The organism is Stenotrophomonas sp. AG209 (genome assembly GCF_003550055.1).
Lineage (GTDB): Bacteria > Pseudomonadota > Gammaproteobacteria > Xanthomonadales > Xanthomonadaceae > Stenotrophomonas.
Genome location: NZ_QXDB01000004.1, coordinates 40,770 through 52,322, shown reverse-complemented (window position 1 = coordinate 52,322; position 11,553 = coordinate 40,770). Strand labels below are relative to the sequence as shown.

Here is an 11,553-nt window from a genome sequence, read left to right as displayed (position 1 = left end):
ATCTGCCTCGGTGGGTGCGGGGCTTGCCCCGCACGCCCTCATTCTTCCGGCGACGGCGGGTTCGACGCCAGCAGTTCCAGATGGCGCTGCTCCATTTCCTGGCGCAGCTGGCGGCGGATCAGTGCGGCTGCCTGGCGGCGCTTCTCGTCCGACGTGACCGGCTGCAGGGGCGGCACCGGTGTCGGCCGGCCTTCCTCATCCACGGCCACCATGGTGAAGAAGCAGCTGTTGGCGTGGCGCACGCTGCGCTTGAGGATGTCCTCGGCCACCACCTTGATGCCGATCTCCATCGACGAGGTGCCGGTATGGTTCACCGAGGCGAGGAAGGTAACCAGCTCGCCCACTGCGATCGGCTGGCGGAACATCACCTGGTCCACCGACAGGGTGACCACGTAGCTGCCGGCGTAACGGCTGGCGCAGGCGTAGGCGACCTGGTCGAGCAGGCGCAGGATGGCGCCGCCGTGGACCTTGCCGGAGAAATTGGCCATCTCCGGCGACATCAGCACGGTCATGGACAGCTGGTGGGTTTTCAGTTCGGTCGACATGCGGCGATTGTATCGGCAACCGGTAGTGCCGGCCGCTGGCCGGCAACCACGCGATTGTCTCCGGAGACCATGAAAAAGCCGGCCAGCGGTCGGCTCTACCAGAAAAGAGAAGGGCCGCTTGCGCGGCCCTTCGTGTTTCTTACTTCAGCTTCGCATCGGCGCGCAGGGCGGCGGCGCGGTCGGTCTTCTCCCAGGAGAAGGCCGTGGCGTTGACGGTCTCGCCTTCGCCGTTGAGGTAGCTGAACTCCTTCGGCTTGCGGCCGAAGTGGCCATAGGCCGCGGTCTGCTGGTACATCGGGTGCACCAGGTCCAGCATCTTGATGATGCCGTACGGGCGCAGGTCGAAGTGCTTGCGGATCAGCTTCTCGATCTTGTCGTCGCTGATCTTGCCGGTGCCGAAGGTGGTGACCGAGATCGAGGTCGGCTCAGCCACGCCGATGGCGTAGGAGACCTGCACTTCGCATCGGTCGGCCAGGCCAGCGGCAACCACGTTCTTGGCGACGTAGCGGGCCGCGTAGGCAGCCGAACGGTCGACCTTGGACGGGTCCTTGCCGGAGAACGCGCCACCACCGTGACGGGCCCAGCCGCCGTAGGTGTCGACGATGATCTTGCGGCCGGTCAGGCCGCAGTCGCCCACCGGGCCGCCGATCTCGAACTTGCCGGTCGGGTTGATGTGGAACTTGGTGCCCTTGTGCAGCCACTTGGCCGGCAGCACCGGCTTGATGATCTCTTCGCGGACGGCCTCGATGAGGTCCTTCTGCTTGATGCCCGGGGCGTGCTGGGTCGACAGGACCACGGCGTCGATGGCCGAGACCACGCCGTTTTCATAGCGCAGGGTGACCTGGCTCTTGGCGTCCGGACGCAGCCACGGCAGCGGCGAGTTCTTCTTCTTGCGGATCTTGGCCTGCTGCTCGACCAGGCGGTGCGACAGGTGGATCGCGGCCGGCATGTAGCTGTCGGTCTCGTTGGTGGCATAGCCGAACATCAGGCCCTGGTCGCCAGCGCCCATTTCTTCCGGCTTCTTGCGATCCACGCCCTGGGCGATGTGCGGCGACTGCTTGCCGATCAGGTTCAGCACGCCGCAGGTGGCGCCGTCGAAGCCGACGTCGGAGCTGTCGTAGCCGATGTCCGTGATGACCTTGCGGGTCAGCGCTTCCAGGTCGATCCAGGCGCTGGTGGTGATTTCACCGGCCACAATGGCAACACCGGTCTTGACCATGGTCTCGCAGGCCACGCGGGCGCGCTGGTCCTGGGTCAGGATCGCGTCCAGCACCGCATCGGAGATCTGGTCGGCAACCTTGTCCGGATGGCCTTCGGAGACCGACTCGGAGGTGAAGAGATAGCTGGACATCAGGCGTAATATCCCTTGATTCGGATGGAAAGATGGGCGCGAATGATACACGGGGTGCGCCGCCTGTGCATTGTGAACCTGTACCGGTTGCCGGTGGTTAAGCCCGCGTAGGCCCGGCAGGGGCCGTCCGGCCGGGATTGGGGCCCAGCCTCGAGGCCCAGTGTTCCACCAGCGTGACAACGCACCGGGCTGCTACCGGCCCCGACTGCGCGGGCCGGTAGCAGCCCGGCAGCGGCTGTTCGGCCGTCATCGTTCTGCCCCAAAACCGCCATCTGGCTGCCGCCTGCCGGGCGCAGGCTGTCGGCCAATCCGGCCGCCGGGCATGAGTGGATCTGCCATGCAGGAACTTGAACAGCGTCTCCAGCAACGCTTCCCCGATTGGTTCCATGGCCGTCGTGGCCAACTGGCGCGGCCGCTGCTGCGCAGCGTCGGTCGCTGGTCGCGGCTGGACCAGATCGAAGCCTTCCTGCAGCGCAGCTCAGGCCTGCGTGGCTTCGGTTTCGTCGCCGCCGGCCTGGAGTTCATCGACGGCCAGTACCAGGTGGACCCGGCCGCGCTGGCGAAGATCCCGGCCACCGGCCGCCTGCTGATCGTCGCCAACCACCCCTCCGGTGCCCTGGACGCGCTGGCCTTGCTGGACGCGGTCGGCCGCATCCGCCGCGACGTACGCATCGTGGCCAACGACCTGCTGGGGGCGATCGCGCCACTGCAGGACCTGCTGCTGCCGGTGCGCATCCTCGGTGGCAAGGCCCAGCGCGGCAGCCTGCATGCCGTCGAGGAGGCGTTGGCCGCCGAGCAGTGCGTGATCGTGTTCCCGGCCGGCGAGGTCTCGCGGCTGTCGCTGCGCGGCATCCGCGACGGCCGCTGGCAGCGCGGTTTCGTCCGCTTTGCCCGCGCGGCCGGTGCACCGGTGCTGCCGGTGCGGGTGGAGGCGCGCAACTCGGCACTGTTCTACGGCGCCTCGACCCTGTTCAAGCCGGCGGGCACCGCGCTGCTGGCGCGCGAGATGTTCACCCGTCGTGGCCGTCCGCTGCGGCTGAGCATCGGCGAGCCGATGCAGCTGGGCAAGGGCGGTGATCCGGGCGCCCAACTGCTGGCGGTACGCCGCGCGCTCTATGCGCTGGGCCGTAATGGGGCGGCGGGCGATGCCGCTGCTGTTGCGGGCCCCGAGCCGCTGGCGTCCCCGGTGCCACCTTCGCAGGTCGCCGCCGGCATCGCTGCCGCCACCCAGCTGGGCCAGACCGCCGACGGCAAGCAGATCCTGCTGGCGACCTGTACCGCCGATTCACCGCTGCTGCTGGAACTGGGCCGCCTGCGCGAGCTGACCTTCCGGCAGGTGGGCGAGGGCACCGGGCGCAGCCGTGACCTGGACGATTACGATCCGCAGTACGAGCACATCGTGATCTGGGACGCCGCCGCGCAGCGCATCGCCGGTGCCTACCGCATCATGCGCGGTGCGCAGGCCCTGGCCCGGCACGGCCTGTCCGGGCTCTACAGCGCGTCGCTGTTCCGCTATTCCGACGATGCCATCACCCACATTGCCGAAGGCCTGGAACTGGGTCGCAGCTTCGTGGTACCCGACTACTGGGGCAGCCGCAGCCTGGACTACCTGTGGCAGGGCATTGGTGCCTACCTGCAGTGCCGGCCGGGCATCCGCTACCTGTTCGGCGCAGTGTCGATCAGCGCGGCGCTGCCGCGTGATGCACGCGAGCAGCTGGTGGCGTACTACCAGCGCTACTTCAGCGGTACCGCGGGACTGGCCGAATCGAACCGCCCCTTCCAGTATTTCGCCGCACCGCCAAGTTTCGGCGAGCTGGATGCAGGTGCCGCGTTCGATGTGCTCAAGGCCAACCTGGCTGCACTGGGTACCGGCGTGCCGACGCTGTACCGCCAGTACACCGATCTGTGCGAACCCGGCGGCGCGCGTTTCCTCGCCTTCGGCGTCGACCCTGACTTCAGTGATTCGATCGACGGCCTGATCGAAGTGGACCTGTGCGCGATACGGCCAAACAAGCGCAAACGCTACCTGCGCGACGCGGGGACGCCGGCATGAGCACGCTGGCGAACCTGTCGCCACACCGGCGCGCAGTGTTCGTCTCCGACGTGCACCTGGGCTCACGTCATTGCCATGCCACCGAGCTGGCGCGGTTCCTCTCGCAGCTGCGCTGCGAACGGTTGTACCTGGTCGGCGACATCATCGACCTGTGGTGGATGGCGCATCGCCGCGCCAACTGGCGGCAGTCGCACAGCGAAGTCATCCAGGCCCTGCACGCGCTGCGCCGTGCAGGGACCGAGATCATCTACATTCCCGGCAACCACGACGCATCGTTGCGCCATGTATGTGGGCTGATGCTGCCTGCCATGCAGGTGCGCCGCCGCGCCATCCACGTGACCGCCGATGGCCGTCGGCTGCTGGTCGCGCACGGCGACGACTACGACGGCGTGACCCACTTCGGCGGCCTGCAGGAAAAGTTCGGCGACTGGCTGTACTACCGCATCCTGACCGGCAACCAGGCGCTGAACGCCGTGCGGCGCCGGCTGGGCATGCGCTACTGGTCGCTGTCGGAGTTCCTGAAGAAGCGCAGCGGCGCCGCCGAACGCTACATCGAGCGTTTCGTGCAGGCCGGGCTGGATGACGTGCGTCGGCGCGGCCTGGACGGCATCGTCTGCGGCCACATCCACCGCGCGGCGCTGGTCGAACGCGATGGTCTGGTCTACGCCAACGATGGCGACTGGGTGGAGAGCCTGACCGCACTGGCCGAAGACCATGATGGTGCGCTGCGCCTGCTTGATCACAACGGCCAGACCCTGGTGGAACTACCGGGCGCGCGGATCAAGCAAGCGGCCTGACCTACTCTTGTAGCGTCGAGCCATGCTCGACTGCTCTTCTCAGACTGCCCCCCGTACCGCAGTCGAGCATGGCTCGACGCTACAAAAAACGCGAGCGGCGCTCTTCAGCAGGTGTGCCATCGAGACGGCGTGCCCGCAAGCCGCTAGCATCGGCCAATGGATTCCCTGACCCAGATCGTGCTCGGTGGCGCCGTCGCCGCTGCCATCGCCCCGCCCGGCCATCGCCGTGCGGCCCTGCTGGCCGGTGCCGCGCTTGGCACCCTGCCGGACCTCGACGCCCTGTGGCTCGGCTTCACCGCCGCCGACCCGGTGGCGAACATGATCGAGCACCGCAGTTTCAGTCACTCGTTGCTGGTGCTGCCCTGGGTGGCTGCACTGATCTGGTGGTTGTTCAAGCGCTTCGGCAATGGCCGCGTCGCGCAGTCACCGGTGCGCTGGTTCTGGGCGATCCAGTTGGCACTGGTCACCCATCCCGTGCTGGATGCGTTCACTGTGTATGGCACGCAGTTGTGGTGGCCGCTGCGCCCACACCCGACCATGGGCTCCAGTGTCTTCATCATCGATCCGGGCTACACCGTGTGGCTGCTGCTGGGCTGCGTGCTGGCCTGGTTCGGTCGCGCCCGGCCCTGGGCGGGTAAGGTGCTGGGCATGGCCCTGCTGCTCAGCAGTGGCTATCTGGGTTGGGGGCTGATCGCCAAGGCGCAGGTCGACCGTGCCGCGCAGCAGGGCCTGGCCGCGATGGGCCTGGGTGATGCGCCGCGCTTCTCGGTGCCGATGCCGTTCAACACCCTGCTGTGGCGGGTGGTGGCGATGACGCCCAGCGGCTACGTGGTGGGCGACCGCTCGCTGGTGGCCGACCACGGGCCGATGCGGTTCGAAGGCCATGCGTCCAACGTGCAGGCCTTGCGCGAAGCGACGGCCATCCCGGCGGTGCAGCAGCTGCAGTGGTTCAACCGCGGCTTCATGCGTGCGCAGGTGGTTGACGGCCGGTTGGTGCTGAGTGACCTGCGCATGGGCCTGGAACCGGACTACACCTTCAATTTCGTCGTGGCCGAACAGGCTGATGGGCAGTGGCGGGCGATCACGCCCGAGCAGGTGCGGGTGGATTACAGCAGTCCTGCCGCCCGCGCTGACGCCGGTCGCCGGTTGGCCGCGATGTGGCAGCGGATCTGGCAGGAGCCGGCAGCCTCCGCGACGGGTGCCGCGCACCCGTAGATCCACGCCATGCGTGGATGGCGTAGGCATCGGCGAAGGCAGCCACGCATGGCGTGGCGCTACTGCCTCCATCGGCAGTGCAGTGTCGCACCCGTAGATCCACGCCATGCGTGGATGGCGTAGGCATCGGCGAAGGCAGCCACGCATGGCGTGGCGCTACTGCCTCCATCGGCAGCGCAGTGTCGCACCCGTAGATCCACGCCATGCGTGGATGGCGTGGGCATCGGCGAAGGCAGCCACGCATGGCGTGGCTCTACTGCCTCCATCGGCAGCGCAGTGTCGCACCCGTAGATCCACGCCATGCAGGGATGGCGTAGGCATCGGCGAAGGCAGCCACGCATGGCGTGGCGCTACTGCCTCCATCGGCAGCGCAGTGTCGCACCCGTAGATCCACGCCATGCGTGGATGGCGTGGGCATCGGCGAAGGCAGCCACGCATGGCGTGGCTCTACTGCCTCCATCGGCAGCGCAGTGTCGCACCCGTAGATCCACGCCATGCAGGGATGGCGGGGACATTGGCGAAAGCAGCCACGAATGGCGTGGCTCTACCGAATCAACACCGTACGGCTCAATACACCGTGGCGCGGCCCTGCACGAACGAATAGAAGAACACCGCGTTCGGGTCGTTCTGCACCAGGCGGAACTCGCGGCGCATGCCTTCCACGGTTTCCTCGTCCACCGAGCCGGCCTGCAGCAGCTGGTCGGCGGCTGACAGCAGCAGCTGCTCCCAGAACGCGATCATCGTCTTGCGACGGGCTGGTTCGCGGTTGTCCAGGTGGATGGTCTTGATCTCGGTATGCACGTCGCGGAAGCCGCCGGCCAGCAGCAGGTTGCCCAGCTTTGCGCCGACGAACGGGTCGCCCCCGTGGTCGTACTGGAAATCGTTGAAGGCCATCCAGTAGCGCCAGATATGCGGCGAATACGGGTCGAGCAGGAACGAGGCATTCATCACCTCGGTGATGTAGACCGGCGAACCCGGTGCCAGCACGCGGCGCACTTCGCTCAGCACCCGGGCAGGGGAGGGGACGTGCTCCAGCACCCAGCACAGGAACGCCGCGTCGAAGCTGCGCGCTTCGAACGGCAGCTCACCGGCGTCGGCCTGCTGCAGGGTGTAGCGGTCGCTGCACCACGGCGTGCGTGCCAGGTTCTCGCGCGCGGTGGCCAGCTGCGTTTCGCTCAGGTCCACGCCGGTGACGTGCAGCTCCGGGAAGCGGCGCAGCAGGATCTCGGTCTGCGCGCCGACGCCGCTGCCGACTTCCAGCAGGCGCCGCGCGCCGCTGTAGTCGATCTGGCCGAAGATGCTCGATTCCAGTAGCCGGGCCTGGGTCATCAGGCGCTGCTGTTCGGTGCCGGAGAATCCGTGCAGGTAGGTTGGGGAGGAGATCGGCGGGGTCATGGGGGCGGGCTCTTGTAGCGTCGAGCGTGCTCGACGGCTCCGGGAAATCAGTCGAGCAAGCTCGACGCTACGGTTTGAGGAATCGAGCAGGCTCGACTCGATGGCGTGGCAGTACGCTCAGGCAGCAGAGGGCAACGCCGGTTCCCCGGCGATCAGGCGGTCGAAGTACTCGGTGGTCAGTGCGATCTGGCTCTGCGGGTCTTCGGCGCGATTGACCACTGCGCGGAAGGCCGCGTTCTCCGGCCGGTCCTTGGCGTACCAGCCCAGGTGCTTGCGCGCGATGCGCACCCCCTGCGGCTCGCCATAGAACGCATGCAGCGCATGCAGGTGGCCAAGCAGGATGTCGCGCACTTCCGCCAGCGACGGCGGCGGCAGTTCCTCGCCGGTGGCCAGGTAGTGCGCCACCTCGCGGAAGATCCACGGCCGGCCCTGCGCGGAGCGACCGATCATCACTGCATCCACGCCGGTTTCCTTCAGGACGTACGCGGCCTTCTGCGGCGAGTCGATGTCACCGTTGGCGATCACCGGGATGCGCAGCGCCGCCTTGATCTCGCCGATGGTGCCGTACTCGGCTTGGCCGGTGTAATGCTGGTCGCGGGTGCGCCCATGCACGGCCAGCGCAGCGATGCCGCTGGCCTCGGCGATGCGGGCGATCACCGGGCCATTGCGGTGGTCGCAATCCCAACCGGTGCGGATCTTCAGCGTGACCGGCACGTCCACCGCGTTGACCACGGCTTCGAGGATGCGCGCCACCAGCTGTTCGTCGCGCATCAGTGCCGAGCCGGCCCAGGCGTTGCACACCTTCTTGGCCGGGCAGCCCATGTTGATGTCGATGATCTGCGCGCCGTGGTCCACGTTGTAGCGCGCGGCCTCCGCCAGCTGCTGCGGCTCGGTGCCGGCGATCTGCACGCTGATCGGTGCCGGTTCGCCCTCATGGTCCATGCGATGGATCGACTTGCGCGTGTTCCAGAAGCGCGGGTCGCTGATGGTCATTTCCGAGGCGGCCAGTCCCGCACCCAGCCGTTTGCACAGCAGGCGGAAGGGCTTGTCGGTGACGCCGGCCATGGGCGCCAGCACGACGTTGGGGGCAATGGTGTACGGGCCGATCTGCATGCGCCCATTGTAGGGCGCGGGCGGCGGTACGGCCGTGTCGGGCACGGTCCGGTTCAGGCCGATCGGCACCGACCTCATGCCGTACCGGCATCAGCAGATGCTTGACGGTTGCTTCCGCCGCCCCCAGGGGCGGGCGATGGTGGGCGGCTACCCCAGGCTCTGCCAGGCCTGGCGGGTCCCCACGGCGAAGGCCAGCCCCAGGCCCAGGCAGACCAGCGAACTGGCCGCCCAGAAGCGTACGCCGTTGTAGCCGGGGCGGAACAGCGCCAGGCCGAAGCCCATTGCCGCGCGCAGCAGCAGCAAGGCAGCGATGGCGGGCAGGACCAGGCGGCTGGCCGGCAGCGGTGAATGCCAACCCGCGGCGGCCAGTGCATACAGGGTCCAGGCCACCAGCACGGCCGTGATGCCGGCGGTCATCAGCGGCGGCCACCAATGCCCGGCCTGTGCCAGCTGGACCATGCGCGGGCCGGCACCGAAGTACCCGTACCAGGGGGCACCAAAAGCGATGCAGCCGATATGCAGCAGGGCCGCGATGGCACTGCCGGCGGCCGCGACCAGCAACCAGGGGAATCCGTCCATGTCCTGCCCGTGCAAGGAAGCTGCGCGGATGGTGGGCGAGGGGCAGGGTATGGGCAATGCGACCGGCAGTCGCAGCCGCTGGGAACTGGCCAAAAGAAAGGCCCGGGTGCCTGCACATCCGGGCCCTCTCATCCACGCATGGCGTGAATCTACTTTGCTTCGGAATCGGCCGGGGTGAAGCGCGGCATTGCCGCAGCGGCGCCTTCCTTCTCGGTCGAACGGCCGGCGAACTGGTTGGCGAAGCGCACGTGGCGGGCGAACGGGGCGTCGGCCACCTGTGCCAGCGATGCGGCCAGCGCACCGTTGAAGGCATCACCGGCACCGGTGGTGTCGATCGCCTGCACCTGTTCGGCACCCACGCGGTAGTACGGCTGGGTATCGCCGCGCAGGTTCTCGTCGGCATGCGACACGAACACGCCCACCGAACCCAGGGTCACCACCACGGTACCGTTGCCGACCAGCTTGCGGCACAGCGCGTGCAGGCTGGCGCCATCCAGCGCGGCGACGTCGTTGGCTTCCACGCGCTCGCCGACATGGCGGCCGAGCAGGGCGGCGAACTCGGTCTCGTTCGGGGTGATCACATCGGCCAGCTTGAGCAGGCCGATGGTCGAGGGTGCGTCAGCCGGTGCGGTGTTGAGCACCGTGGTGACACCGGCTTCGCGGGCCGTGGCCAGCGCCGCTTCGATGGTCGGTACCGGCGATTCCAGCTGCACCAGCACCACCTTGGCGGCCGTCAGCAGGGCCTGCTGCTGTTGCAGGAAGTCGGTGCTCAGCGCGGCATTGGCGCCCGGGCCGATCACGATGGTGTTGCGGCCACGGGCATCGACGTAGATGCCTGCGGTGCCGGTCGGCTCGCTGCTGGCCTCGGCGATCAGCGCGAAGCCATCCTGTGCGGCCAGTTCGCGCGCGGTGGCGCCACCGGCGTCATCGCCCAACGCGCACACGAAGTGGGTGTCGGCGCCGGCGCGGCAGACGGCCACGGCCTGGTTGAAGCCCTTGCCACCGGGGCCGGTGCTGTAGCGGCCGGCAATGGTCGCACCCGGTGCCGGCAGCGACTCGCACCGCCACACGTGATCGACATTGAAGGAACCGACGACAACGACACTGCTGCTCATAGGGAATCTTTTCTCAACCAAGGGTTCAACTGAAGTGCGTCAGCACGCCGGCGATGGTCGCCGTCATGAAGGTGGCAATGGTACCGCCCAGCACCGCGCGCAGGCCGAACTTGGCCAGATCGTGGCGACGTTCCGGAGCCAGGCCGCCGATGCCGCCGATCTGGATCGCGATCGAGCTGAAGTTGGCAAAGCCGCACAGCGCGTAGGTGGCGATCAGGCGACCCTCTTCGGACAGGCTCACGCCGACCACCTGGCCGTTCACGATCTGCGACAGCTCGGTGTAGGCCACGAACTCGTTGATCACGACCTTCTGGCCGATCAGCGAGCCGACGGTGGTGGCATCAGCCCACGGGGTGCCGATCACCCAGGCAATCGGGGCCAGCACGTAACCGAAGATGGTCGACAGGTTGGTCGGCTTGCCGATGGCGGCGGCCAGGCCGGTCACATCGCCGATCCAGGTCAGCGGTGCATTCAGCAGCGCGATCAGGGCGATGAAGGCCAGCAGCATCGCGCCGATGTTCAGCGCCAGCTTCAGGCCGTCACCGGCACCGGCGGCGGCCGCGTCGATGATGTTGCTGGAGGTCTTCTCCACTTCCATCTTCACGGTGCCGCGGGTCAGCGGGGTGCCGGTTTCCGGGATCAGCAGCTTGGCCACGACCAGGGTGGCCGGTGCGGCCATGATGCTCGCCGCCAGCAGGTGCTTGGCGTAGAAGGCCTGCTGCGCCGGGTCGCCACCGCCGAGCATGCCCACGTAGGCCGCCAGCACGCCACCGGCGATGTGGGCCATGCCGCCGATCATCATGGTCAGCAGCTCGGACTGGGTCATCTTGGCGATGTACGGGCGCACGGTCAGCGGCGCCTCGGTCTGGCCGATGAAGACGCTGGCGCAGACGCTGGTGGTTTCCGCGCCGGACACGCGCATCACCTTGGTGATCGACCATGCCATCACGCGCACGATCGCCTGCATGACGTTGAGGTGGTACATCACCCCCATCAGCGCCGAGAAGAAGATGATGGTCGGCAGCACCTGGAAGGCGAAGATGAAGCCGTAGTTCTTGGTGTCCATCAACGAGCCGAAGATGAAGCCCGAACCTTCGTTGACGAAGCTGAGAACCTTGACGAAGCCCTTGCCCAGCGCATCGAACACGTCGCGGCCGCCCGGCACCAGGATCACCAGCGCCGCGAACGCGATCTGCAGGGTGATACCGGTGGCAACCAGCTTCCAGTCAACCGCGCGCTTGTTGTTGGAAAACAACCAGGTGATGCCGATCAGCACCGCCAACCCGAACAGGCCGAAGCCGATCCTGCCCAAACCTTCGACCATGTGAGTGACTCCCCTGGGGCGTCGCGAAAAACGGGAAGCCTAGTGCAGGGCAGGGGCCGGGGCAAG

At 67.5% G+C, this 11,553-nt stretch carries 10 protein-coding genes; 3 read left to right on the top strand and 7 right to left on the bottom strand.

All coding sequences use genetic code 11. From position 1 onward, the window contains the following. Positions 1–38: 38 nt before the first annotated feature. Positions 39–545, bottom strand: a complete 507-nt coding sequence (locus DFO63_RS17260) for an acyl-CoA thioesterase (RefSeq protein WP_014036006.1) — start codon at positions 543–545, stop codon at positions 39–41. Between the two features lie 139 nt (positions 546–684). After that, positions 685–1,896 (bottom strand): methionine adenosyltransferase, encoded by a 1,212-nt coding sequence (gene metK / locus DFO63_RS17255; protein WP_049444386.1) that lies wholly within the window; start codon positions 1,894–1,896, stop codon positions 685–687. A gap of 337 nt (positions 1,897–2,233) precedes the next feature. Between metK and DFO63_RS17250 the strand changes: the two genes are divergently transcribed. The 3 genes from DFO63_RS17250 to DFO63_RS17240 all read left to right on the top strand — a co-directional run bounded on the left by DFO63_RS17250 (position 2,234) and on the right by DFO63_RS17240 (position 5,961). After that, positions 2,234–3,949 (top strand): lysophospholipid acyltransferase family protein, encoded by a 1,716-nt coding sequence (locus DFO63_RS17250; protein ID WP_049444388.1) that lies wholly within the window; start codon positions 2,234–2,236, stop codon positions 3,947–3,949. Then, a complete protein-coding gene (locus DFO63_RS17245) occupies positions 3,946–4,746 on the top strand; it encodes a UDP-2,3-diacylglucosamine diphosphatase (protein ID WP_014036008.1) in 801 nt (266 codons plus the stop codon). The genes DFO63_RS17250 and DFO63_RS17245 overlap by 4 nt, the downstream gene beginning before the upstream one ends. Before the next feature lie 156 nt (positions 4,747–4,902). Further along, complete coding sequence (locus DFO63_RS17240; protein ID WP_049444392.1) at positions 4,903–5,961, top strand: metal-dependent hydrolase; 1,059 nt, start codon at positions 4,903–4,905, stop codon at positions 5,959–5,961. Positions 5,962–6,528: 567 nt separating this feature from the next. On the opposite strand, the gene DFO63_RS17235 is transcribed toward DFO63_RS17240, so the two are convergent. The 5 genes from DFO63_RS17235 to DFO63_RS17215 all read right to left on the bottom strand — a co-directional run bounded on the left by DFO63_RS17235 (position 6,529) and on the right by DFO63_RS17215 (position 11,487). After that, positions 6,529–7,356 (bottom strand): class I SAM-dependent methyltransferase, encoded by an 828-nt coding sequence (locus DFO63_RS17235; RefSeq protein ID WP_005408109.1) that lies wholly within the window; start codon positions 7,354–7,356, stop codon positions 6,529–6,531. 117 nt (positions 7,357–7,473) lie between these two features. After that, the gene (gene dusB / locus DFO63_RS17230) at positions 7,474–8,469 is read right to left on the bottom strand and encodes a tRNA dihydrouridine synthase DusB (protein ID WP_101766374.1); all 996 of its coding nucleotides are present in this window, start codon (positions 8,467–8,469) and stop codon (positions 7,474–7,476) included. A 147-nt stretch (positions 8,470–8,616) separates the two neighbouring features. Then, positions 8,617–9,048, bottom strand: a complete 432-nt coding sequence (locus tag DFO63_RS17225) for a hypothetical protein (RefSeq protein WP_049444394.1) — start codon at positions 9,046–9,048, stop codon at positions 8,617–8,619. 149 nt (positions 9,049–9,197) lie between these two features. Further along, positions 9,198–10,163 (bottom strand): ribokinase, encoded by a 966-nt coding sequence (locus DFO63_RS17220; RefSeq protein WP_119007423.1) that lies wholly within the window; start codon positions 10,161–10,163, stop codon positions 9,198–9,200. Positions 10,164–10,188: 25 nt separating this feature from the next. Continuing rightward, positions 10,189–11,487, bottom strand: a complete 1,299-nt coding sequence (locus tag DFO63_RS17215) for a nucleoside transporter C-terminal domain-containing protein (RefSeq protein WP_119007422.1) — start codon at positions 11,485–11,487, stop codon at positions 10,189–10,191. Positions 11,488–11,553 lie beyond the last annotated feature (66 nt).